Annotated in this window: 26 protein-coding genes; 10 read left to right on the forward strand and 16 right to left on the reverse strand. The window is 66.2% G+C overall.

The window, feature by feature from the left end; translation table 11 throughout:
• Position 1 precedes the first annotated feature (1 nt).
• From M2336_RS03990 to M2336_RS04000, 3 genes are all read left to right on the forward strand, one after another.
• Positions 2-1453 carry an efflux transporter outer membrane subunit gene (locus tag M2336_RS03990; protein WP_264592567.1) on the forward strand — a complete coding sequence of 484 codons (1452 nt, stop codon included), beginning with the start codon at positions 2-4 and terminating at the stop codon, positions 1451-1453.
• A gap of 426 nt (positions 1454-1879) precedes the next feature.
• Positions 1880-3397, forward strand: a complete 1518-nt coding sequence (dnaA, locus tag M2336_RS03995; protein ID WP_264592568.1) for a chromosomal replication initiator protein DnaA — start codon at positions 1880-1882, stop codon at positions 3395-3397.
• Between the two features lie 380 nt (positions 3398-3777).
• Positions 3778-4380: a murein L,D-transpeptidase catalytic domain family protein gene (locus tag M2336_RS04000; protein ID WP_264574062.1), complete on the forward strand. Its 603-nt coding sequence runs from the start codon at positions 3778-3780 to the stop codon at positions 4378-4380.
• Between the two features lie 33 nt (positions 4381-4413).
• Here M2336_RS04000 and M2336_RS04005 read toward each other — a convergent pair whose 3' ends face one another.
• The 3 genes from M2336_RS04005 to M2336_RS04015 are packed head-to-tail and all read right to left on the reverse strand — an operon-like array spanning position 4414 to position 6903.
• Positions 4414-5610 carry a L,D-transpeptidase family protein gene (locus tag M2336_RS04005; protein ID WP_264574063.1) on the reverse strand — a complete coding sequence of 399 codons (1197 nt, stop codon included), beginning with the start codon at positions 5608-5610 and terminating at the stop codon, positions 4414-4416.
• Positions 5611-5640: 30 nt separating this feature from the next.
• A complete protein-coding gene (locus tag M2336_RS04010) occupies positions 5641-6615 on the reverse strand; it encodes a TauD/TfdA family dioxygenase (protein ID WP_264574064.1) in 975 nt (324 codons plus the stop codon).
• A gap of 57 nt (positions 6616-6672) precedes the next feature.
• Entirely contained in the window at positions 6673-6903 is a 231-nt protein-coding gene (locus M2336_RS04015; RefSeq protein WP_181561563.1) for a zinc-finger domain-containing protein, read from the reverse strand.
• Between the two features lie 51 nt (positions 6904-6954).
• On the opposite strand from M2336_RS04015, the gene M2336_RS04020 reads away from it, so the two are divergent.
• Together M2336_RS04020 and M2336_RS04025 are read left to right on the forward strand one after the other, a co-directional pair.
• Positions 6955-7686 carry a hypothetical protein gene (locus tag M2336_RS04020; protein ID WP_264592569.1) on the forward strand — a complete coding sequence of 244 codons (732 nt, stop codon included), beginning with the start codon at positions 6955-6957 and terminating at the stop codon, positions 7684-7686.
• Positions 7687-7794: 108 nt separating this feature from the next.
• Positions 7795-9408, forward strand: a complete 1614-nt coding sequence (locus M2336_RS04025; protein WP_264574066.1) for an ABC-F family ATP-binding cassette domain-containing protein — start codon at positions 7795-7797, stop codon at positions 9406-9408.
• A gap of 10 nt (positions 9409-9418) precedes the next feature.
• Here M2336_RS04025 and M2336_RS04030 read toward each other — a convergent pair whose 3' ends face one another.
• From M2336_RS04030 to M2336_RS04050, 5 genes are all read right to left on the reverse strand, one after another.
• On the reverse strand, positions 9419-9751 hold the full coding sequence (locus M2336_RS04030) for a zf-TFIIB domain-containing protein (RefSeq protein ID WP_264574067.1): 333 nt from the start codon (positions 9749-9751) through the stop codon (positions 9419-9421).
• 333 nt (positions 9752-10084) lie between these two features.
• Complete coding sequence (gene rpsI / locus M2336_RS04035) at positions 10085-10609, reverse strand: 30S ribosomal protein S9 (RefSeq protein WP_264574068.1); 525 nt, start codon at positions 10607-10609, stop codon at positions 10085-10087.
• Positions 10609-11088 carry a 50S ribosomal protein L13 gene (gene rplM / locus M2336_RS04040; RefSeq protein WP_181560974.1) on the reverse strand — a complete coding sequence of 160 codons (480 nt, stop codon included), beginning with the start codon at positions 11086-11088 and terminating at the stop codon, positions 10609-10611. Before rplM ends, rpsI begins: the two co-directional genes overlap by 1 nt.
• Positions 11089-11233: 145 nt before the next feature.
• The gene (gene cutA / locus M2336_RS04045; protein ID WP_264574069.1) at positions 11234-11566 is read right to left on the reverse strand and encodes a divalent-cation tolerance protein CutA; all 333 of its coding nucleotides are present in this window, start codon (positions 11564-11566) and stop codon (positions 11234-11236) included.
• On the reverse strand, positions 11563-12696 hold the full coding sequence (locus M2336_RS04050; protein WP_264574070.1) for a COX15/CtaA family protein: 1134 nt from the start codon (positions 12694-12696) through the stop codon (positions 11563-11565). Before M2336_RS04050 ends, cutA begins: the two co-directional genes overlap by 4 nt.
• 144 nt (positions 12697-12840) lie before the next feature.
• On the opposite strand from M2336_RS04050, the gene M2336_RS04055 reads away from it, so the two are divergent.
• From M2336_RS04055 to M2336_RS04065, 3 genes are all read left to right on the forward strand, one after another.
• Positions 12841-13191: a MerC domain-containing protein gene (locus M2336_RS04055; RefSeq protein ID WP_264571591.1), complete on the forward strand. Its 351-nt coding sequence runs from the start codon at positions 12841-12843 to the stop codon at positions 13189-13191.
• 131 nt (positions 13192-13322) lie between these two features.
• Positions 13323-13712, forward strand: coding sequence for a protocatechuate 4,5-dioxygenase subunit alpha (locus tag M2336_RS04060; RefSeq protein ID WP_181560971.1), 390 nt, complete (start codon positions 13323-13325; stop codon positions 13710-13712).
• Between the two features lie 3 nt (positions 13713-13715).
• A complete protein-coding gene (locus M2336_RS04065) occupies positions 13716-14579 on the forward strand; it encodes a class III extradiol dioxygenase family protein (protein WP_264571590.1) in 864 nt (287 codons plus the stop codon).
• 150 nt (positions 14580-14729) lie between these two features.
• Here the strand turns inward: M2336_RS04065 and M2336_RS04070 are convergent, their stop codons facing one another.
• Positions 14730-15893: an L-lactate dehydrogenase gene (locus tag M2336_RS04070; RefSeq protein ID WP_264574072.1), complete on the reverse strand. Its 1164-nt coding sequence runs from the start codon at positions 15891-15893 to the stop codon at positions 14730-14732.
• Positions 15894-16245: 352 nt separating this feature from the next.
• Here M2336_RS04070 and M2336_RS04075 point away from each other — a divergent pair, with 352 nt between their 5' ends.
• On the forward strand, positions 16246-16545 hold the full coding sequence (locus M2336_RS04075; RefSeq protein WP_264574073.1) for a hypothetical protein: 300 nt from the start codon (positions 16246-16248) through the stop codon (positions 16543-16545).
• A 73-nt stretch (positions 16546-16618) separates the two neighbouring features.
• Here M2336_RS04075 and M2336_RS04080 read toward each other — a convergent pair whose 3' ends face one another.
• From M2336_RS04080 to M2336_RS04110, 7 genes are read right to left on the reverse strand one after another with little or no spacing between them, the layout of a single operon-like run.
• Positions 16619-17275: a glutathione S-transferase family protein gene (locus tag M2336_RS04080; protein WP_264574074.1), complete on the reverse strand. Its 657-nt coding sequence runs from the start codon at positions 17273-17275 to the stop codon at positions 16619-16621.
• A gap of 4 nt (positions 17276-17279) precedes the next feature.
• Complete coding sequence (locus M2336_RS04085) at positions 17280-17771, reverse strand: VOC family protein (protein WP_264574075.1); 492 nt, start codon at positions 17769-17771, stop codon at positions 17280-17282.
• Between the two features lie 11 nt (positions 17772-17782).
• Entirely contained in the window at positions 17783-18553 is a 771-nt protein-coding gene (locus M2336_RS04090; RefSeq protein WP_264574076.1) for a VOC family protein, read from the reverse strand.
• A gap of 23 nt (positions 18554-18576) precedes the next feature.
• Entirely contained in the window at positions 18577-18936 is a 360-nt protein-coding gene (locus M2336_RS04095; protein WP_181560964.1) for a DUF1428 domain-containing protein, read from the reverse strand.
• Positions 18933-19616 carry a glutathione S-transferase family protein gene (locus tag M2336_RS04100; RefSeq protein WP_264577809.1) on the reverse strand — a complete coding sequence of 228 codons (684 nt, stop codon included), beginning with the start codon at positions 19614-19616 and terminating at the stop codon, positions 18933-18935. Before M2336_RS04100 ends, M2336_RS04095 begins: the two co-directional genes overlap by 4 nt.
• Positions 19617-19655: 39 nt before the next feature.
• Entirely contained in the window at positions 19656-19886 is a 231-nt protein-coding gene (locus M2336_RS04105) for a DUF4287 domain-containing protein (RefSeq protein ID WP_181560962.1), read from the reverse strand.
• 23 nt (positions 19887-19909) lie between these two features.
• On the reverse strand, positions 19910-20323 hold the full coding sequence (locus tag M2336_RS04110; RefSeq protein ID WP_181560961.1) for a VOC family protein: 414 nt from the start codon (positions 20321-20323) through the stop codon (positions 19910-19912).
• Between the two features lie 98 nt (positions 20324-20421).
• Between M2336_RS04110 and M2336_RS04115 the strand changes: the two genes are divergently transcribed.
• On the forward strand, positions 20422-21144 hold the full coding sequence (locus M2336_RS04115; protein WP_264574078.1) for a winged helix-turn-helix transcriptional regulator: 723 nt from the start codon (positions 20422-20424) through the stop codon (positions 21142-21144).
• Position 21145: the final 1 nt, after the last annotated feature.

Below are 21145 nucleotides of genomic sequence, written 5' to 3' on the forward strand. Positions count from 1 at the left end.
CATGCGTGTTACCTCTCTCCCTCCGCTCGCCGGCGCTGCGCTGGCACCGCTGCTGCTCTCCGCCTGTGCGCTCGGTCCCGCCTATGCGCCGCCGCAGACCCAACTGGCGGATCGCTGGCTGGGCGAGGCTGGGACGGGCGCCGTGCAGGCCGAGCGGTGGTGGGAGCAGTTGCACGATCCCATGCTTAACGGACTGGTCGAGCAGATGCTGGCCGGCAATCCCGATCTGCGCGAGGCACAGGCGCGGGTCGCGGAGGCGCGGGCAAATCGCGATGCCGTGCGCGGCGGGCGCCTGCCGCAGGTGACGACGAGTGCGAGCGGCAATCAGGTGGTGCTGAGCGAGAATGGCCAGATGCCGGTGGGCCAGATCCCCGGTTTCGCGCGGGACTTCCCGCTGTTTGATGTCGGCTTCGACGCCAGTTGGGAACTTGATCTGTGGGGCCGGCAGGCGCGCCAGAGTGAGGCCGCGCAGGCGCGTAGCGAGGCGGCGGCGCTCTCGGCGCAAGCGGTGCGGATGCAGCTCATCGCGGAGCTGGCCCGGGCCTATGTTGGTCTGCGGCAGGCGCAGGCGGATCTGGCGGTCGCGCAGGAGATGCTGGCCGCGCGCACGCAGCTTGCCGATCTGGCGGGGCTGCTGGAGCGTGCTGGCGAAGCCAATGCCATCGATGCCGGCCGCGCGCGGGGCGAGGCCGAGACCGCCCGGCTCGCGGTGACGCAGGCGCAGGCCGGCGTGCGGAGCGCGGCGGTGCAGGTGGCGCGGCTGGTCGGCAAGGAACCCGCCGCGCTGGTCCCGCAACTGGAGCAGCCGGGCGCTATTCCCGCGCCGCCGCCGGCCATTGCGGCGGGCCTGCCGTCCGAGCTGTTGCGGCGTCGGCCGGATATTCTCGGCGCCGAGCGGGAGCTGGCTGCAGCCACGGCCGACATCGGCGCGGCGCGGGCCGATCTGTTCCCCCGCCTGTCGCTCAGCCTGGCTGTCGGCCAGCAGGCCCGCGCGATCGGCGATCTGGTGAGCGGGGACAGCACCCGGCTGCAGGGCGGGGGCGGCCTGTTCTGGCCGCTGTTTAACGGCGGGCGGGCGCGGGCGATGGTGCGTGCGGCCGATGCGCGCGCGCAGGCAGCGGCGGCCCGCTATGATGGCGCCGTGGTCGGCGCGCTGGCGGACAGTGAAGACGCGATCAATCGATTCGACCGCAGCGTGGAGGGGCTCACCGCTGCACGCGAGACGCTGGCGCGGGAAGAGGCTGCCTATGCGCTGGTGTCCCGCCGCCAGGCCGCTGGCGAGGACGACCGGCTCGCCTTGGCGCGGGCCGCTCTGGCGCGCCAGTCGGCGATGCAGCAGCTGAACCGCGCGCAGGCGGGTGCGGTTCAGGCGGCGATTGCACTCCACAAGGCATTGGGCGGTGGCTGGACGTCCGAGTCGCAGGCCTCGATGGAACCCGACGGAGCGCGCTGAGCGGGCCGCGTGAGAACAAGAAGAGGACAAGCGCAAATGGTGTCCGAACGGTTAAACTTTCGGGGCCCAGGAGCGCCGTGACCTGATCTTCGGAATCCCAACGATTCGCAGCGGGCGCAGCCAATTCTGGCCTCCCAAGGCTGGAAAAACATGCTAAATATCAGTGGTTTATCTGTTTAACCGTCCTTCCGGTCGGGATTCCGTGGTCAAGCATTTTATTTCAGATTTTTGACAGAGGGCGTGCTTGATCGGGGGGGCGAGCACTGCCACAACTTGCCCTCGGCGGGGCTCGAATCGTAGCCTCGTCATACAGCGGTCTGAGTTGAACACTGGACGTGGGAGGGGCACTCCCGCGAGGGATTTTCGCGTCCAGCGTCTGACGGCAGATCACCTGCGAGGAGTAGGACGATCGGGGATCGGGAAGACATGGGGCAACACGTGAATCAGCAACATTTCAGCAGCGTTGCCGACAGCATCGGGCCAGCCGACATCGGCGAGCAGCCCGAGCGCGAGGCGCTGGAACAGGCATGGACGGAGATCCGCGCGGGGCTGCGCAGGGCCGTCGGGGTTCGCCTGTTCGATCAATGGATTCGGCCGTTGCGGCTGGGCAGCTTCTGCGCCCAGTCCGGCACGCTCGATATCGAGGCGCCGTCGGAATTCGCGGCGAGCTATGTTTCCAGCAATTTCGCCACCCGTATTGCTCTGGCCTGGCGCACGACGCCGGTCGGCGTGCATGACCTGCGCATCGTTCGAGCCAGCGAAGCGCCTGAAACGGTGCCGGTCACCCCGCGCGGCTTCCGCCCACAGGAGAGCACGGCGCGTCCGGGCCAGTCGGCGCGGGCGCTTGCGTCCTCGCAAGACGCATCGACCAACCGCGAGTCGGCGGGGCGGCGCGCTGCGCAACGCTTCGAGCCGCGTCACGATTTCGCCGGCTTCATGACGGACGAGAGCAATGTGCTGGCGGCGTCGGCTGCCAAGGCCATGGCCGGCGCGACCCGCCCGGCCTTCAATCCGCTGTTCATCCACGGCCCGACCGGCTTTGGCAAAACGCACCTCCTCCACGCCATTGCGCAGGCCTATGGTGAGACGCTTGGCGGCAGCACCGGTGCGCAGCCGAGGGAGGGGGCGATCCTCTATATGTCGGCCGAGCGGTTCATGAACGAGTTCGTGGCGGCGATTCGCGCCAACGACACCTTCTCGTTCAAGGCCCGGCTGCGCGAAGCACGGATGCTGCTGGTCGACGACATCCAGTTCATCGCCGGCAAGGGGCCGACACAGGAGGAATTCCTCCATACGCTCAACGATCTCATCGATGCCGGTGCGCGGATCGCGATCGCCGCCGATCGGCCGCCCCAGCAGCTTGGCTCGGTCGATCCGCGCATCCTGTCCCGCCTCGCCGGCGGGCTGGTCGCCGACATCCAGCCTGCAGGCCTCGAGCTGCGCATGAAAATTCTGGAAGCGCGGCGCGAAGCAGTGGCGGACATTGCGGTGCCGGACGACGTCATCGCCCTGCTCGCCGGGGCCATCCGCACCAGCATTCGGGAGCTGGAGGGCGCCTTCAACAAGCTGGTGGCTTATGCCCAGCTCGTCGACAAGGCGATCACCACCGAACTGGCACAGTCGATGCTGGCCGAATCGCTGCGAGCCAGCCACCGGCGCATCACCATCGACGAGATCCAGAAGCTGTGCGCGGCTCATTACCGGATCGACCAGTCCGAAATGCGCTCACAGCGTCGCGCCCGTGCGGTTGCACGTCCGCGTCAGGTGGCGATGTATCTGGCCAAGAAGCTCACGCCGCGCTCGCTGCCGGAAATCGGCCGCGTGTTCGGTGGACGGGACCACAGCACGGTGATCCACGCCGTGAAGACCATCGAGGCGATGCGTCTCGATAATCCCGAGATGGATGCGGATATCCGCACGCTGCAGAAGCAGCTCGAGGGATGAAGGGGTGAAGAGGCGGGCTGGGTGCGGTGTGCATCCGGCTCGGCTGGTCACGGGCCGCCGCCAGCCGAGATAATCATGTCCCGCGTCGGCCCGTTTGAGGCGATCAAATGCTCTCCACCCACCCACTACGTGCTCCTGCGAAGGCAGGAGCCCAGGGCGGTTTAGGCGGTCCCATGCGCCCTAGGCTCCTGCCTTCGCAGGAGCACGGGGTGGTCAGGTCGTGGGGTTTTCTTCCCCAACGTGCGGCCATCGAAAGGCACGATGCACCGCACGGAACTTGGCAAATGAGGGCTCTTCCCCTATTTTCCGATCTATCGAAGCCTCCGTGGGGACGGGATGCGGGGCGCGTTGCAATCATCGATTGATCGAAAAGAGCCGTCATGTCCGTTGTGCATCGCCGTCAGTTTCTTACGCTCGCTGGAGCCGCCGCATCGGCTGCTCTGGTGCCTGCCAGTGTGCGCGCCGCCGTGCGCACGCCACCGCAATGGGCCAAGCTCGTTGCCAAGGCGGAAGCGGCCATGGACCAGTATAGCATCAAGTTGCGCGACCGGTTCGTCGTGGTGGACTTCTCGCTGCCCTCGGCCGCCGCGCGGATGCTGCTGGTCGATCGCGAGAGCGGCCTCCATCGGCTGCTGACCGTCGCGCACGGGCGTGGGTCCGATCCGGCGCATAGCGGCTTCCTGCACAGCTTCAGCAATGCGCCCGGCTCCAACGCCAGCTCGCGCGGGGCCTATCTTACCGGCGCTCATTATACTGGCCAGCATGGCCGCTCGCAGCGGCTGATCGGGCTGGAGACGAGCAACGACAATGCCGAATCGCGCGCCATCGTGATTCACGGCGCTTGGTACAGCAATGACGACATGGTGAAGCGCCTCGGCAAGCTGGGGCGCAGCGAGGGCTGCTTTGCCGTGAGCGAAACGCAGATCAACCCTCTGCTCGACTGGCTCGGCCCCGGACGGATGCTCTACGCCGACAAGGTGTAAGGCGCCGCTACTGACGAGCGTGTTACGGGGCGCCTAGCCGGCCAGACATCCCATGCTGGAGAGTTGCCGGGTCGCGGCGAGGTTGCCGGCGCCGAGGGCCGCGGCAATGTCGCCATCCAGCCCATAGACATCATCGAACCTGTTGAGCCGGCCCTTCGCGTCGGCACGCGCGGTCATGTAGACGATGTAGACCGGAATCGGTGCGGACAGCTTGGCCGTCACGGTGGTACCGGCGGCGACGGCAGCGTTGATCTGCGCTCGCGTCCACTCCGTTCCGGCGAGCATCGCCACGGCGAGGTCGAACGGTTGCTCCGTGCGCACACAGCCATGGCTGAAGGTGCGCTCTTCTTTCTCGAACAGGCTCTTGCTCGGCGTATCGTGCAGGAAGATGGCGAGCGGATTGGGCATGTCGATCTTCATCTGACCCAGCGCATTGCTGGGGCCTGGCTGCTGCACGACCTGCAGGCCGCTGCCTTGCTGGGTCCAGCTATACCCCCGTGCGCGGGCCGTGGCTGGGCGCGTGCGGATCAGCGCGCCGACGCTCTCGCGGACGATCGATTGCGGCACGGTCCATGTCGGGTTGAGGATGACGCCTGTGGCGGTGGTGGTGAATTGCGGGGTTGGCGTGCCGAGTTTGCCCACGATCACCCGGTGCGTGGCCAGCACGGCACCGCGATCGACCAGTTGTGCCACATATTCCGGCACGTTCACAATCAGATAGCGCGACCCCATGTTACGGGGCAGCCAGCGCCAGCGTTCGAGATTGGCGCGCAGCCTGGCGCGGTCTGCGGCCGCATCGGCGGGCAGGCTCAGCAGTGCGGCGCGGAGTCTGCGATAATCGGGATGGGCAGGGGCCAGCCGGTCCAGTTCGGCAGCGACATCGCCGTTGCTCAGCGCACGGTCGATCAGGGCGAGCACCGCGTCCGGGCTGAGATTGGGGGTGCGGAAATAGGAGAGGCGGCGCTGGTCGACAGGCACCCGGCCATTGGCGAGGTCGCGCGCCATCAAGGCAAAGCTGCGGGTCGCGGCGATGTCGAGGCCGCGCTGGTCTCCGCCTTCGAGAGCGCCGCGCAACCGGTCCAGCTCATAATCACGCGGATCGAGGCCATGTGAGTCAATCTTGCGGCCATAATCGAGCAGCGTTGTGGCCGCCGGGCGGGACCAGGGCGTGCTCGCCTGCGCCGGCATCGCGATGAGAAAACACAGAAGAGCGAGCAAGATACGAGGCATGGGCCGTCCTCCCAAGGTGATCGGTCCCTCCTAGGCCGGCACCGCAACCCCGCCATGATATGCATCAATCTCCGCCGTCAGGCTGCGCATGGCGGGATGAATCGGCCGTCCGTCCGGAATGTTCAGCCAAAGGCGCAGTAGCAGGCGGCGCGCATCGGGCGTGTCATGGAATTGCTGGCGCGAGTGCAGCACGAGGAAATTGTGCCAGAAGAACATCTCGCCGGGCTGCAGCACGAAATCGGCGCGGACATCGGGCCGCAGCGCGATCTCGTCGAACAGGGCAAGCGCCTCGCGGAATGCAGCAGGCAGCTTCTCCGGCTCGCGGCCATGGCGCAGGAACACGCGGTTGTTGAACCCGCTCGTCTTGCCATCCAATGTCCAGAAGAAAGGCAGCGCCTCTTCGTGAGGCTGCTGCCGCTGGGGCCAGTCGATATAATGGCCTTCGTAGAGACGGGCGAGAAGATCGGGTCGCTCGCGGGCCATGATGTTGTGGATGGCGAGCAGGCTGACAGCACCACTCTCGCCGCCCTGCGCCGAGGCACGAAGGCCGTAGAGCGAGAGGACTTCGTGAAAATCGGTATGGGAGCGCAGTTCCAGATCGGACGTGTAGCCGCGCGACGGCCCGCCCTCTTCCTTCTGGACATGGGCGATATGGTCGCCACGCGGGCTTTGCACCACGCCGGCGCCGATATGGGTGCCGAGCCCCCAATAGAGCCGCTCATGATCTGCCAGATCATAACGGCCCGCATCGATCCCGGAGAGAATGACCGCGCCGCAGCCATGGAAAAGCTGCCAGCGTGCTGCCTTCATCAGCGCGTCGATTTCAGGGCAGGAGAAATCCTCGCGCCGGAGGTCATGCGCGACTCGGCCGCGCACGCGGAGCACGGCGCGATCGATAGCGTCGCGTTGCGCCGGGGAAAGCCGATGGGTGAAGCCTTCGCGTCCACCAATTTCGGCGCTGGTCCAGACAGCGGGATCGTCGACCGGCACGGGATGCAATGGCATGGGCGGTCGATCCTCTCCGTTGATGGCCCGGTCTTCGCCGGTTCGGTCGTCAGCCGTTCAGAGGCTGGCGCCGGACGAAATGTCTGGTTTGTTCACAATGTCCGGGGTGTCGGCCGGGCCGCCCGCCAGCACGAAGCGCCTGTCGCAATAGCCGCAATCGACATAGCCATGCTCGTCGATCTCCAGGAAGATGCGCGGATGCCCCAGCGCAGCGGGGATGCCGTGGCCCGAGCCATCGCAGGAGACTCGGCGAGCATGAACGTGAATGATTTCAGGCGGCGTGTGCATGAGGTTGGCGGTTAGCATCCCCGCCGCCAGCGGGCAATATGGAGGATGCGGTTGATCCCGCGCAAAGCCTGGCGGTGGGGGCTGACCTATCTTCTGCACATGTTGGAAGACGAGCGGCAGACGATGGGCAATCCACCAGAGCAGCAGGACCGCGCGATGGCCGCACGGCTCGCTTATGCGGCTGCACTGGCCTGCGCGTCGCTCGCCCTTGCCTATGTCGGCGGGCAACTGCTCGAATGGCTTGGCCTGCTCGGCTCTGCCGGCGGCCCGAATGCTGCCAGCACGGCGCGCGGGCTGGCGCTGCTGCTCACGCCCTCGCTGCTGCTCGGCCCGGCCTTCGTGATCCTCACGGCCGCCCTGCATCGGCTCGCGCCGCCGGGGCGTCGGGCCTTCAGTCAAAGCGCGTTTGGCTTCGCGATCATGTATGCCACGCTCACGGGCCTTGTCTATTTCGTTCAGCTCACTTTCGTCGCGCCGAGACTGGCCAGCGGCCATACGGCCGGCATCGAGCCCTTTCTCTTCCTGCCCTATCGTAGCTTTCTCTTCGCGGTGGATCTGCTGGGCTACGCTCTGATGAGTCTCGCTACCTTGCTGGCTGCCTTCGCGCTTCCCGTCGGGCGGGGCGGTCGCGCGGCCCATGCAGCCCTGCTCGCCAACGGCCTCCTGATGCCGGCGCTGGCGCTGCAGATGTTCTGGCCGTGGCTGATTTGGGTGGGCGCCTTGTGGGCGCTCAGCTTTCCCGCCGCGATGCTTCTCGTCGCGCGCTTGGTGCGGCGGATTTGATTCCGCGCACGATCGCGCCTACATCGCCCCTTCAACGCCGGCAGGAGCACATCATCATGGACAAGGCACCGGACATCCGCCCGATTGTTCCTTCGTCACAGGTGTTCCATGCCCGGCCCAAATCCCGCTCTTCTCACCCTCGATTACGTCACGCTCGCCCGGCCTGACGGGACGGCGCTTTTCTCTGACTTGACTCTGGCCATCGGGCGGGAGCGGGTCGGCCTTGTCGGGCGCAACGGCGCCGGCAAGTCGAGCCTGCTCGCCATGATCGCCGAGGGCGGCGCGCCACAGGCGGGGACGATCCACCGGACCGGGCGCATCGGCACCTTGCGGCAGATCCAGCCGGATGCTGGCAGCGTTGCACATGCGCTCGGCTTGTCCGATGCGCTGGAGAGACTCGCGCGCCTGGACGCGGGCGAAGGATCGCTGGAGGATGCAGCGGAGGCGGACTGGACTCTGCCCGAGCGCCTTGAGCGAGCGCTGGCCGATGTCGGGTTGACCGGCACCGGCCTTGATCGCGATTGCGCGACGCTGTCTGGTGGGGAACGCACCCGCGTCGGGCTGGCGGCGATGCTGCTTGCAGAGCCCGAACTGCTGCTGCTCGATGAACCCACCAACAATCTCGACGACGCCGGCCGGGCCGCGGTGGGGGAGTTGCTGGCCTGCTGGCCGGGCGGCGCACTCGTCGCCAGCCATGATCGCGCGCTGCTGGAAGGCATGGACCGGATCGTCCAGCTCTCGCCGGTCGGGGCCTTCAGCGTCGGCGGGGGGTGGAGCGCCTTTGTGGCGAGTCGTGACGCGATGCGCGCACGGGCCGAGGACGAGCTGGATCGCAGCCAGCGCACACTCGCCCGGCAGCAGCGGGATGCCCAGGCTCAGGCCGAGCGAAAGGCCCGGCGGGACAAGGCCGGGCGCACTGCCCGGGCGCGGGGGGATCAGCCGCGCATTCTGCTCGGCAAGCGGGCGGAGCAAGCCGAGCAAAGCGGGGCGCGCGAGCGTCATCAGGCTGAGCGCCAGATCGACGCGGCAAGCGAGTCGCTGGAGGCTGCCCGCGCGCAGGTGGAGGTTCTGACGCCGCTGCAGATCAATCTGCCATCGGCCGGCCTCCCGCATAATCGCACGTTACTGCGGTTTGAGGATGTGATGCTGGCACGGGGCGGGCGCCGGCTGTTCGGCCCGCTGTCCTTTGCCATGACCGGGCCGGAGCGCGTCGCGATCACGGGCCCGAACGGCAGTGGCAAGACCAGCCTGCTCGCCCTGGCGGTCGGCTTGGCCGAGCCGAGCGCGGGGGCCATCCATCGCGGACCGGGCCGGATCGCGCTGCTCGACCAGCATGCCGACCTGTTGAGGGCCGGCCAGACCCTGCAACGGGCGATGCTGGCCGCGCATCCCGGGATGACCCCGCACATGGCGCATGAGGCGCTGGCCCGCTTCGCCTTCCGCAACCGCGATGCCCTGAAGGATGTCGCGGTGCTGAGCGGCGGCGAGCGGCTGCGCGCCGCCCTGTGCGTGATCACAAGCGGGCCGGTGCCGCCGCAGCTTTTAGTTCTTGATGAGCCGACCAATCATCTCGACATCGAGAGTATTGAGCTCCTTGAGCAGGCGCTCGCCGACTATGACGGCGCCTTGCTCGTCGTGAGCCACGATGCCGCGTTTCTGGACCGGATCGGCATTGAGCAGCGGCTTGCGCTGGGCGTGGACGGCGCTGGCACGCGACGCTGAATGCCGCCGATCAGTCGAACAGCTCTTCGAGGAACGACTTCTTCCGCTTGGGATAGCCTTTATGCGAGCGGTAGCCGCCGTCTCGATAGCCCTGCTCGCGATATCGCTCATCGCGGTACGGCTGCTGGGCCTGAGGCTGGGGCGGATAAGGCTCGGCGCGGGTCTGCGGCGGGGCGGCAGGCGCCAGTTCGGCACTGGCGCGCTCGATAATCTTGTCCAGCTCGCCCCGGTCCAGCCACACGCCACGGCATTGGGGGCAATAATCGATTTCGACGCCTTGGCGCTCGCTCATCACGAGCGGCACGTGGCAAACCGGGCAGGGCATGGATTGGGCTGATGTCATGAAAAACCTCCGATGGAACGATTGTCGATCGGGTGGCTGATGCAGGTGTTCAATAAGTCTGGACCCGGCACCGAGCGCACTCGATGCGGTCCGACATCACGATCCATAGGGGATCGCCAGAGGGGCCCGGCCCGCAGACCCAAAGTAGGTGAGCCCTGTCGTAGGTCAAGCCTTCGCGCGTGAAGCTATGCGCGCTGCGCCCATAATGCGCCTAAAGGAAAAGGGCCGCCCTGAAGAGCAGCCCTTGTTCCGGTCCCGGACGGGATATTCTGAACCTTCTGCGCGTCCGCGGAGCCGGACCATGGTCTGCTCCGCGAAACGACGTCGACGTTCTTAGCGCTTCGAGAACTGGAAGCTGCGGCGAGCCTTGGCGCGGCCGTACTTCTTGCGCTCGACGACGCGCGGATCGCGCGTGAGGAAGCCTTCTGCCTTCACGGCGGCGCGCAGCGTGGGCTCATACTTGCTGAGCGCCTGCGCGATGCCGTGCTTCACGGCGCCGGCCTGACCGGAGAGACCGCCACCCTTCACGGTGCAGATCACGTCATACTGGCCGGTGCGGTCGGTGACCGTGAAGGGCTGGTTGATGACGAGACGCAGCGTGGGACGTGCGAAATAGGTTTCCTGATCGCGGCCGTTGACGGTGATCTTGCCGGTGCCGGGCTTCACCCACACGCGGGCGACGGCATCCTTACGGCGACCAGTGGCGTAGGCGCGGCCCTGCTTGTCCAGCTCCTGCTGGCGCAGCGGCGCGTTCGAGACCTTTACCGGCGCGGGTGCGGCAGCATCGGCAGCCGGTGCGTCGGCGTTACCCTGGGTGAGGTCCTGCAGATCGGACAGCGAGTTGACGGTATCGGACATCAGGCACCAACCTTGTTCTTGCGGTTCATCGCCGCAACATCGAGCACTTCGGGGTTCTGGGCTTCATGCGGATGTTCGCTGCCCGCGAAGACGCGCAGGTTGCGCATCTGCTGACGACCGAGGGGACCGCGCGGAATCATGCGCTCCACGGCCTTCTCCAGCACGCGCTCGGGGAAACGACCCTCGAGCACCTTCTGCGGAGAGGTCTCCTTGATGCCGCCGGCATAGCCGGTGTGCTTGTAATAGCGCTTGTCGGTCAGCTTGTTGCCGGTGAACTTCACCTTGTCGGCATTGATCACGATGACATTGTCACCGCAGTCGACATGCGGGGTGAAGCTGGGCTTGTGCTTGCCGCGCAGGATGTTCGCGATGATGCTCGCGACGCGACCGACGACGAGACCCTCGGCGTCGATCAGCAACCATTTCTTCTCGACCGTGGCCGGGGTTGCCGGCTTGGTGGTCTTCATGAGCGCCTTCATGGCCTCTTGCCTCCAGGAATGAGTATCCAGAAAATAACAACAGCGGCGCCCCGGAAAAGGCACCGCCCGCGCGGCCCCAATGGCGATGAGGGGCCGGAGAGTCAAGAAAAAGCACGCCCTTGCTGACGGGTATCAAGATACCCTATCAGTCCAGACGGACGTCAGGCCGTGTTTTTTCGTGCACCCAGGCCGCATAGGCCGGGGTGGTGTGCGCGGCCCAGGTGAGGATCGCGGGGAGATCATAGGCATGGGCCTGCGCGATGGCGGTCATGAGCGCCGCGCAGCGGTCCGGCGCGGTCTTGAACAGCACCACCGTTTCGACGCTCTGCTCGATGGCGCCATCCCACGGATAGATCGAGCAGCCTTCGCCCAGCACATTGGCGCAGGCGGCCAGTCGCTCTTGCACCATCTGGTGGCCCGCCGCTTCAGCCTCCGCGCGCGAACCATAAGGCACGTAGACCAGAGCGATCTCGCTCATGCGCGCTTAGGCGTGAGATCCGATTCGCGATCCCGCTGGCCGAGTCGATGCGCGCCGGCCACCGCGATGGCGAGGAGCAGCGCGCCGGTGACCTGATGCGTGACGGCAATGTGCAGCGACACGCCGGTCAACACCGTGCCGATGCCGAGCATCACCTGCACCAGCGTGGCGCCGGTCAGCGCATAAGAGAGGCGAAGCCCGCCCCGGGCATGAAGGCGCCCGGCCATCCACAGCATGGCGCCCGCCGCGACCATGGCCCACCAGCGATGGAGGAAGTGGACGAGGAACGGGTCGCTGGTCAGCGTCATCCACAGCGATCCCCACCATGCGATGCCGTCCGGCACGAAGCGGTCGTTCATCATCGGCCATGTATTGGAGACATAGCCCGCGCGCAGGCCGGCGGTGAGCGCGCCGAGCAGCAACTGGATGAAGAGGATGAGCACGGGGATGGCGCCCGCCCATGTCGGCACGGCCCGTCGCGGCGCGAGGGCGGCGGACGTGGTGGGGCTGGCGGGATTGGCGGCATCGTGCCGGGCCAGCCGCAGGAAATCGCAGGCCGTCCACACCACGGCGCCGAGCAGGATCAGCGCCATGCCCAGATGCGCGGCGAGCATCGCCGGCTGCACGTTCACCCGGTCGACAAGGCCGCTCTTCACCATCAGCCAGCCGACGGTGCCCTGGGCGCCGCCGAGCGCCAGCAGCACCAGCAAGCGGACACCGAAGCCGCGCGGAACAGCGCGACGGAGCGCGAACCAGGCCAGCGGCACGGCATAGGCAAGGCCGATGATGCGGCCGACCAGACGGTGGAAATATTCCCAGAAATAGATGTGCTTGAACGCTTCGAGCGTCATGCCCTTGTTCATCAGCGCATATTGTGAACTGGTCCGATACTGGTCGAACTCTTGCTGCCACTGTGCCTCGTTCATGGGCGGCAGGGTGCCGGTCACCGGCTTCCACTCGGTGATGGAGAGGCCCGACTCGGTCAGGCGGGTGATGCCACCCACCGCCACCATGAAGAGAATCAGGCCCGCGACGACGAACAGCCAGCGTGCCAGCGTGGCGGGACGGCCAAGATGGCGCCCGCTGACCGCGGGCGCACCGGGCGAGGACGAGTGCGCAAGTTCAGCCATCCGGTCCCCATGCGCCGCGGGATCGGCGGAAGCAAGCCCCCAGCATAAAGGGCTCACCCGGAGGCAAAGGATATGTTGTATCTTCCCGCGAGGGGGCGTATGGCCCTTGCAATGAGAACGCTCACCGCACCCCGGATGTGGACAATGCCACAGCTCGACCGGCTGGCCATCGGCCTGTCCGGCCTGTGCGCCGTGCATTGCCTGACGACGGCGATTGCCGTGGGCGTGCTGTCTTCTGTCGCGGGCATTTTCGAGGCGGAGATCATCCACGAAGCCGGCCTGATGATCGCCATGGTGCTCGGCGCGCTGGCGCTCGGCCACGGCGCGCTCAAGCATGGCATGGCCCTCCCGGTCGCGGTCGGCGCGCTCGGCCTTGGCATCATGGCCGGGGCGCTCAGCCTGCCGCATGGCTGGGCCGGCGAGACGCCTTATACGCTGCTCGGCGTCGCCCTGCTTGCCTTCGGTCACGAGCTTAATCGCCGCGCCTTCTGGTGACTCCCTAGCGCCAGGGGCGCTGCGAGGACGACCCCCCGCGCGATCAACATCCCCTGCTTGATCAAGGTCAATGTCTGCCCGGCGCGGCGAGCGCAGTGACGGATCCAGTCCTGAAGCAGGAGCATGGATCAATGGGTGCGATCGAAACGATCGAGGCGGGAACGACCGCCAAACGAATCATTCCCGGTACGCCGGTCTTCGACGGTGATGCGGCGGCGCGCGGCTTCGCGCTGAACGCCATGTGCTTTTCGTTCAACGATGCTGCCAATCGCGCCGCCTATCAGGCGGACGAGGAAGCCTATTTCGAGCGCTTCCATCTGACTGAGGAGCAGCGCGAGGCGGTCCGCGCCCGCAATGTCCTCCAGATGATCGAGGCGGGCGGCAACATCTATTATCTCGCCAAGCTGGCCGGCATCTACGGCCTCAATGTGCAGGATGTGGGGGCGCAGCAGACCGGCATGAGTGTCGAGGCTTTCCGTCAAATGCTGCTCGACGCAGCCCATCAGCAAGAGGAGGCCTGAGCCATGGCGCATATTCTCGGCGGTATCTTCACCAGCCACGTGCCGGCAATCGGCGGCGCCATTGCGCGCGGTCAGGAGCAGGACCCTTATTGGAGCCCGTTCTTCGATGGGTTCAAGCCGATCCATCGCTGGCTTGCAACCGCCAGACCGGACGTTGCCGTGGTCTTCTACAATGACCACGGCCTCAACTTCTTCCTCGACAAGATGCCGACCTTCGCGGTGGGCGCGGCGGACAGCTATCACAATGCCGATGAGGGCTGGGGCCTGCCGGTGCAGAACGGGTTCAAGGGCGACGCCGCCCTCTCGTGGCACATCATCGAGGGACTGGTGGAGGACGAATTCGATGTCACGACCTGCCAGTCGATGCTCGTGGATCATGCGCTGGTCGTGCCGTTCCAGCTGTCATGGCCCGGCGGCGGACAGTGGCCGGTGCGCATCGTGCCCATCGCCATCAACACCGTGCAGCATCCGCTGCCGAGCCCCAAGCGCTGCCTGGCGCTCGGTCGCGCGGTCGGCAAGGCGCTGCGCAGCTGGCAGGGCGATGAGCGGATCGTGGTGTTCGGCACCGGCGGACTCTCCCACCAGCTGGACGGGGAACGCGCCGGCTTTATCAACCAGCGCTACGACCAGTTCTGCATGGACAATCTCGGCCCCGATCCGGATGCGCTGACGAAAATCAGCGCCCTCGATATTGTCGAGGAAGCGGGCAGCCAGGGCATAGAGATCGTCAACTGGATCGCGGCGCGTGGGGCCTTGGGCGAGGATGTGGCCGAGGTCAGCCGGAATTATCACATCCCCATTTCCAACACGGCGGCTGCGACGATGTTGCTGGAAAGCGGCTCGACCGCCCTTGAACAGGCGGCCTGAGGGGAGGCTGAATCTCCCCTCCTGTTGAGAGGAGGGGCTGGGGGTGGTGGCGATGCGCCAGCATCGCATAGCCGGTGAATGACTGCGCGGGTGTAACACCACCCCAACCCCTCCTCTGAGCCGCAGGCGAGCGAAGCTCAACAGGAGGGGCTAAGGTTGTTCGCTTACGCCCCGATGATCGAGCAAATGCGGCCCGGCGTCCGTAACGCGGGCGCAGCCGGTGAGCGCGAGGCCGGAGCGTAGTTCGAGCGCATATTGTGCGAGCATGCGGGAGACGGCGGCTTCTCCCCCGGCGGCGAGGGCGAAGGCCCAGGGGCGGCCGATCATGACGCCCTTGGCACCCAGCGCCAGCATGCGCAGCACATCGAGGCCGTTGCGGATGCCGCCATCGATCAGCACGGTGAGGCGATCACCCACCGCTGCCACGATATCCGGCAGCGCCTGCGCGGTGCCGACCGTGGCATCGAGCTGGCGGCCGCCATGGTTGGAGACGACGATGCCATCGGCACCGATCTCCGCCGCGCGGACTGCGTCGGCCGGGTCCATGATGCCCTTGAGCACCAGCGTGCCGGACCAATGCTCGCGGATGAAGGCCAGATCCTTCCAGGTGACGGACGGATCGAAGTTCTGGCCGCTCCAGCGCAGAAAATCGCCCATGCGCACCTTGCCGTTCATGATCGGCACCAGATTGCCGAGCGTATGCGGGCGGCCATGCAGCCCGACATCCCAGGCCCAGCCGGGATGGGCAAGGATCTCACGCCAGCGCCGGGCCTGACCGCGCAGGCCGGGCGGTCCCGAGAGGCCCGAGCGCTGGTCGCGCCAGCGCGGGCCGGGCAGGGGCAGGTCGACGGTCATGAACAGCGTGTTGCAGCCCAGAGCCTTCACCCGGGCCAGCAGGTCGGCGATGAACCCGCGATCCTTGGCCATGTAGAGCTGGAACCAGAAGGGCAGGCCGGTGCCGGCGATTTCTTCCGCCGAGCAGACCGTCACGGTCGAGGCGACCATCGGCACGCCGTTGGCATGGGCGGCCCGGATCGCCTGCGCCTCGCCGCGCCGCGCCAGCAATCCACCCATGCCGATCGGCGCGAGCATCAGGGGCATGGCGAGCTTTTGCCCGAACAAAGTGGTCGAAAGATCGGATGCCGAGACGTCGTTCAGCACCTGCTGGCGCAAGGTGACGGCGCGAACGGCGGCGCTGTTGCGCGCCAGGGCCAGCTCGTCGATGCTCCCGCCATCGACATAATCGAACAGGAAGCGCGGTAACCGGCGGCGGGCGGCGTCACGCAGATCGGTGAAGCTGTGCGGCCAGACCATTCAGCGCCGTGCCTCGCGGGCCTTGGCCGGCGCGTTCGACGCCGCCTTCGTCATCCTCATCATCCGGCTCTCCTCACGGGGGGTGTGCCCGCATTCTGTTCGCGGCGGTGAGCGTAGAGCGGATGATGCGCAAACAAAATAGCATGCTTTCGATATGGCGCTCGGTGTGTGATGGTGAATTTCGCCAACTATCTGAACGAATAACCAACCTGTGGGAGGAGGCTTTTGAAGGTGCTGAGCCTCCTGATTTTCAAAACACTGAAAAGACGTGTTTTTATGAGTTGGCACGCAAAGTGCAAAGCCTTGTGTGTCAGTCATTCGGGACTGAAAAAATTCAGTAGGGAGAACCAACATGTCGAGCAAATTTCATCTGATCGCCGCCGCTGCCGCTATCGCCATCCTGCCGCTGGCCCAGCCGGCGCTGGCCGCGCCTGCTGCGGAAACCACCTATCAGATTCCGGCCAAGGTGCTGAAGCGTGGTGGCCAGACCTTCTATTGCTTCAAGCAGCAGGCGACGACCGGCACGCGCATGTCCCGCCGGGTTTGCGTGACCGAGAAGGAACTGAGCTATGCCGGCGCGCGGATCGAAGGCGCGGGGGACTCGGTGCAGATCAGCAAGGGCGGTGAAACCCGGATCGCGAGCCAGCGCTGATCGTTCCAGGGCACAGGCCGGGGGGAGCGTGGGAGCGTGACCCCTCGGCAGCCGGCCCGGTCGGTTAAGGATTTCAATCCCGGTCCGGCGCGCCAAGCGGGAAATAATGGCGATAGGGCCTTGCGCCCTCGATACAGCGGGCAACCGACGGGCGTGCGTTCAGCCGCCCGCGATAGGCGCGCACTTCCGGATAGCGCTCGCCGATCGGGTGGACCCAATCGGCATAGAACAGAGCCGGCGCGGCGGCGCAATCCGCCATGCTGAAGCCTTGCGGCGAGGCCCAGAGATGCCCGGTCAGCCGCGCTTCCAGCCAGCCATAAATGGTCTCGAGCGCATCGCGCGCGCGCTGGGTGCGCACCGGATCGCTCGCGCCGACGAGGTGGGGCAGGGCCTCGGTCACCGCCGCCTGAACCGGCGTCATCACATGATTGTCGAACACGCGGTCCATGAAGCGCACATCCAGCGCATCATGGGCAGTGGCGGGAATCAAGGGCGCGCGCTCATAGTGGCGCAGGTCGAGATATTCGATGATCGTCGTCGCCTCGATTGCCGGCGTGTCTTCATCCACCAGCACCGGGAACTTGCCGAGCGGCCACTGGTCGCGCAGCGCGTCCATCACGCCTTCGTCTTCGACATTGCGCAGCGTGTAGGGCAGTTCCTTCTCGTGCAGCGCGATCATCGCCTTCCAGCTGTAGCTGGAGAAGGGATGGGCGTAGAGGATGTAACTCACGGGGTCAGTCTCCGGAAAAGGCGGTTTCGAGCGTGGCGATGTCGATCTTGTGCATGGTCATGAGCGCGCTGCTCATGCGGCGGACGGCGTCTGCGTCATCGCTGGCCTGCATCTCCAGCACGCGGCGCGGCACGACCTGCCAGGAGACGCCGAAGCGATCCTTGCACCAGCCGCACATGCTCTCCGCGCCGCCATCCGCGGTGAGGGCGGTCCAGACGCGGTCCAGCTCGGCCTGATCATCCACGGGGATGACGAACGACACGGCTTCGGTCTGCGGAAACATCGGCCCGCCGTTCAATGCGGAGAATGGTCGGCCGCTCAGCGTGAACAGCACGAGCATGGCCGTGCCGGCGGGGAAATTGGGCGGGAAGGGCGAGTCATCGACATAGCGGACGATCCGGTCGATGCGGGAATCCGGGAAGAGCGAGACGTAGAAGGTCGCGGCCTCCTCGGCTGTCCCGTCCATCCAGATGCAGGGCGTGATCGCGCTGGTCATCTCCGCTCTCCTTATCGATCGCCCACAAGCGCAAAACGCGCGCCCTGCGGATCGGTGCCCATGACGACCCAGTCACCGCCGGGAACCTCATGGGGGCCTGTGGTGATGGTGCCGCCATGGGCTGTGATGGCTTCCATCGCGGCGCGGATGGACGGGACGCGGAAATAGAAGCGCCATTCGGCCCGCTGGTCTTTCTGTTCCAGACTGGCGCCGATGGGCAGATCGCCCACGGACAGGAAACGATAGTCGCCCATCGGCCCCATCGGCATGGCGGAGGGATTGGTCCAGCCGAACAGGCCTGTATAGAAGGCGAGCGCTGCCGGTTGGTTTGGCGATGAGAGTTCGTTCCAGCCGCAATGGCCCACCGCTTGCGGCGAGAAGGCGCGGCTGACGCCACCCTCGACGCTGCCGCGCATGATGTAGAAGGGCGCGCCATGCGGGTCGGCCGCCATGGCGAAGCGGCCGACACCGGGGATGTCCTGCGGTTGCACGTAGAGGCGACCGCCCATGGCCAGGATCGCGGCCGCCGTCACGTCGACATCATCGACGCCGATATAGCCGATCCAGATCGGGCGCCCGCCGCCTGCGATCATCTCGGCATCCAGCGCCATCATGCCCCCGACCTCGCCATCGGCGGCGCGGATCATGCGATAGTCCATGCCGGGCATGTCGCTCCGGTCCGCGATGCTCCAGCCGACCACCGCCCCGTAGAAGGCGCGGGCGGCCTCCAGATCGGAGGTCATCAGCTCGTACCAGATGAATTCGCCCTGCCTGTTGGTCATGGGGCCGCCTCCTCCCGCCAATGCTATTTGCGCTCGTCCAGAATCACGGTGAAGCCCCCGTAGATCATGCGCGGGCCGACCATTGGATTGTCCTCCGGGGCGTGCGCCATGCGCTCGTCGGCCATCAGCTTCTGCCAGCCGGAATCGCGGGTCGCCTTGTCCGGCCACTCGATCCAGGAGAAGACGACATCCTCGCCCTCTTCCGCCAGGACGGCGGTGCGCAGATCGTTGGTCTTGCCGGGCTGCACATCGTCATTCCAGCCCTCCACCACGCGCAGCGCGCCATATTCGATGAAGAGCGGATCGACCCGGCGGGCGATCTCCAGATAGTCCGCCTTGCGGCCCGGCTTCACCGGCACGAGAATGCCATCGATATAGGTCATGCGGATACTCCTTCTGATTGGACCGCATCATCGGAGATGAAGTCGGCCATTTGCGCCGCCATGGCGGCCTTGAATGCGGGACGCGCCTCGCCGCGCGCGACATAGGCGGTCAGCACGTCCGGTATGGCGAGGCGATCCGGCGAGAGATTGCGCAGCGCCTCGACCATCAGAAGGTCGCCGACCGTGAAGCGCTCTTCCAGCCAGGGTTTGTCGCCCAGCGCTGCGGCAAGCCGGTCGAGGCGGCCTTCCACCTGCTTGACGGCATCCGGGCGGCGCAGCCTCGCCCACTCCTGCCCGGCGCAGAACAGGTCGATATCGGCCAGATGCATGATGCCCGGCTCGATGCTGTTGAGTGCGGCGACGGCCCATGTGATCGCCCGCGCCCGCCCGACGGGATCGCGCGGCATCAGCCGCTCGTCCTTCTCGGCGATGTGGAGGACGATGGCGCCACTCTCGAACAGGGCGACATTCCCCTCCCGATAATGCGGCACCTGGCCGAAGGGCTGCTCGCGATAATAGTCCGCCGGCCGGTCGATGGCGCTGATCAGGCGGGTGCGATAATCGAGGCCTGCCTCCTCCAGCGCCCAGCGCACCCGCAGATCGCGGACATGGCCGCGCGCGAACGGCGGCACCCATGAAAATGCAGTCACCTCGATGGAGGCGCTATCCCTCTGAGACATGTATCACTCCTCTCTGTGCGGTCTGAATGCTGCAGGGGCTCAGTCGCCTTCCTTGCGCGTACCCTTGAGCAGGGCGTAGACCGCCATCGCGTGACCCTGACCGAGATCGAAATCGCGCTTGAGACTGGCGACCAGCGTCGCCGCCTTCACCTCCGGGCGCAGCTTCTTCTCGTCGTCGAGAAAGCCTTGAAAGGCGGCGTAAGCGCGCAAGTCGTCCGGCGACTGGCCGGTTTTTGCCTTGATCGTGTCCAGATAGGCCTGGAAGGACATGGTCGCATCTCCTGCCGAAGCAATCAGGCCGGTTGCGGGACGGCGCTCATGTCCATCCACGCGGTTTCCCAGATGTGGCCATCGGGATCGGCGAAGCTGCGGCCATACATGAAGCCGTGGTCCTGCAGCGGATTGGGATCGGGCGTGCCGCCCGCAGCAGCCGCGCGCTCCGTGATCGCATCCACGGACGCACGGCTCTCCTCGCTGAGTGCGAGCAGCACTTGCGCACATTCATGCGCATCGGGAATTTTTCGCGGCGTGAAACTGGCAAAGCGCTCGCGGGTGAGCAGCATGACGCAGATCGTCTCGGAAAAGCGCATCATCGCGGCGCTCTCGTCGGTGAATTGCGGATCGTTGACTGCTCCGATCGCCTCATAGAAGCGCATCGACCGTGCCAGATCCGTGACTGGCAAATTGACGAAAATCATCCGTTCCATGGCAGCTACCCGTCCTCTCCCAAACTCTCTCGCCGTATCGGCCCCACCCGAATCACCGACCTTGACGATCCTGACGGAAGAAATTAGATGTTGCAACTATGGAGTTAGAAAAAATAACTCACGAGGCGAAACTCCCTCAAAAGCGTCGGTTTGACGACGCCTGCGGCCTTGCGCACGGGCTCGATCTGGTCGGGGAGCGCTGGGCGTTGCTTGTCGTCCGCGAATTGCTGCTCGGGCCGCGCCGCTTTTCCGATCTGCGCGCGGCCTTGCCGGGGCTGAGCGCCAATGTGCTCACCCAGCGCCTGACCGAGCTGGAGGAGCGCCACATTGTCGAGCGTCTGCGCCTGCCGCCGCCCGCCAATGTGCAGGTTTATGGCCTGACGCCATGGGGCAAGGAGGCCGAGCCGATGGTGCTGGCGATGGCGCAATGGGCCTATCGCTCGCCGACGCATGACCGGATGCTGCCGCTCAACGGCACGGCGATGATGCTCTCTTTCAAGGTCAATCTGGATCGGGCAGCGGCGGCGGAGATGGTGCTGCAGGTCGGCTTTCGCATTGACGGCACGCCCTATCGCGCCAGTCTGGATCGCGGGCTTTATCATGTCGAAGCCGGCGAGGTCTCGGCGCCGGACCTCGCCTATGAGGGCAGCGCGCGCGGCCTTGCCAAGCGCTTCTACGGCAAGATGCCCGTCGACCAGCTTGCCGAGACGGGCGAGCTCAGCGTGAGTGGCGATGCGGCGCTGGAGGCGCGCTTCGCGGCGCTGTTCAACCTGCCGCCGCGCTACCAGCCCGACGAAAGCGGCTCGACTTTGCCCCGTTGAC

The organism is Sphingobium sp. B1D7B (genome assembly GCF_025961965.1).
Taxonomy (GTDB): Bacteria; Pseudomonadota; Alphaproteobacteria; order Sphingomonadales; family Sphingomonadaceae; genus Sphingobium.

What these genes read in the sequence shown, in the direction of transcription:
- M2336_RS03990 (WP_264592567.1), top strand. Translation starts at nt 2, where the DNA reads ATGCGTGTTACCTCTCTCCCTCCGCTCGCCGGCGCTGCGCTGGCACCG.
- dnaA (WP_264592568.1), top strand. Translation starts at nt 1,880, where the DNA reads ATGGGGCAACACGTGAATCAGCAACATTTCAGCAGCGTTGCCGACAGC.
- M2336_RS04000 (WP_264574062.1), top strand. Translation starts at nt 3,778, where the DNA reads ATGTCCGTTGTGCATCGCCGTCAGTTTCTTACGCTCGCTGGAGCCGCC.
- M2336_RS04005 (WP_264574063.1), bottom strand. Translation starts at nt 5,610, where the DNA reads ATGCCTCGTATCTTGCTCGCTCTTCTGTGTTTTCTCATCGCGATGCCG.
- M2336_RS04010 (WP_264574064.1), bottom strand. Translation starts at nt 6,615, where the DNA reads ATGCCATTGCATCCCGTGCCGGTCGACGATCCCGCTGTCTGGACCAGC.
- M2336_RS04015 (WP_181561563.1), bottom strand. Translation starts at nt 6,903, where the DNA reads ATGCACACGCCGCCTGAAATCATTCACGTTCATGCTCGCCGAGTCTCC.
- M2336_RS04025 (WP_264574066.1), top strand. Translation starts at nt 7,795, where the DNA reads ATGCCCGGCCCAAATCCCGCTCTTCTCACCCTCGATTACGTCACGCTC.
- M2336_RS04030 (WP_264574067.1), bottom strand. Translation starts at nt 9,751, where the DNA reads ATGACATCAGCCCAATCCATGCCCTGCCCGGTTTGCCACGTGCCGCTC.
- rpsI (WP_264574068.1), bottom strand. Translation starts at nt 10,609, where the DNA reads ATGTCCGATACCGTCAACTCGCTGTCCGATCTGCAGGACCTCACCCAG.
- rplM (WP_181560974.1), bottom strand. Translation starts at nt 11,088, where the DNA reads ATGAAGGCGCTCATGAAGACCACCAAGCCGGCAACCCCGGCCACGGTC.
- cutA (WP_264574069.1), bottom strand. Translation starts at nt 11,566, where the DNA reads ATGAGCGAGATCGCTCTGGTCTACGTGCCTTATGGTTCGCGCGCGGAG.
- M2336_RS04050 (WP_264574070.1), bottom strand. Translation starts at nt 12,696, where the DNA reads ATGGCTGAACTTGCGCACTCGTCCTCGCCCGGTGCGCCCGCGGTCAGC.
- M2336_RS04055 (WP_264571591.1), top strand. Translation starts at nt 12,841, where the DNA reads ATGCCACAGCTCGACCGGCTGGCCATCGGCCTGTCCGGCCTGTGCGCC.
- M2336_RS04060 (WP_181560971.1), top strand. Translation starts at nt 13,323, where the DNA reads ATGGGTGCGATCGAAACGATCGAGGCGGGAACGACCGCCAAACGAATC.
- M2336_RS04065 (WP_264571590.1), top strand. Translation starts at nt 13,716, where the DNA reads ATGGCGCATATTCTCGGCGGTATCTTCACCAGCCACGTGCCGGCAATC.
- M2336_RS04070 (WP_264574072.1), bottom strand. Translation starts at nt 15,893, where the DNA reads ATGGTCTGGCCGCACAGCTTCACCGATCTGCGTGACGCCGCCCGCCGC.
- M2336_RS04075 (WP_264574073.1), top strand. Translation starts at nt 16,246, where the DNA reads ATGTCGAGCAAATTTCATCTGATCGCCGCCGCTGCCGCTATCGCCATC.
- M2336_RS04085 (WP_264574075.1), bottom strand. Translation starts at nt 17,771, where the DNA reads ATGACCAGCGCGATCACGCCCTGCATCTGGATGGACGGGACAGCCGAG.
- M2336_RS04090 (WP_264574076.1), bottom strand. Translation starts at nt 18,553, where the DNA reads ATGACCAACAGGCAGGGCGAATTCATCTGGTACGAGCTGATGACCTCC.
- M2336_RS04095 (WP_181560964.1), bottom strand. Translation starts at nt 18,936, where the DNA reads ATGACCTATATCGATGGCATTCTCGTGCCGGTGAAGCCGGGCCGCAAG.
- M2336_RS04100 (WP_264577809.1), bottom strand. Translation starts at nt 19,616, where the DNA reads ATGTCTCAGAGGGATAGCGCCTCCATCGAGGTGACTGCATTTTCATGG.
- M2336_RS04105 (WP_181560962.1), bottom strand. Translation starts at nt 19,886, where the DNA reads ATGTCCTTCCAGGCCTATCTGGACACGATCAAGGCAAAAACCGGCCAG.
- M2336_RS04110 (WP_181560961.1), bottom strand. Translation starts at nt 20,323, where the DNA reads ATGGAACGGATGATTTTCGTCAATTTGCCAGTCACGGATCTGGCACGG.
- M2336_RS04115 (WP_264574078.1), top strand. Translation starts at nt 20,422, where the DNA reads ATGGAGTTAGAAAAAATAACTCACGAGGCGAAACTCCCTCAAAAGCGT.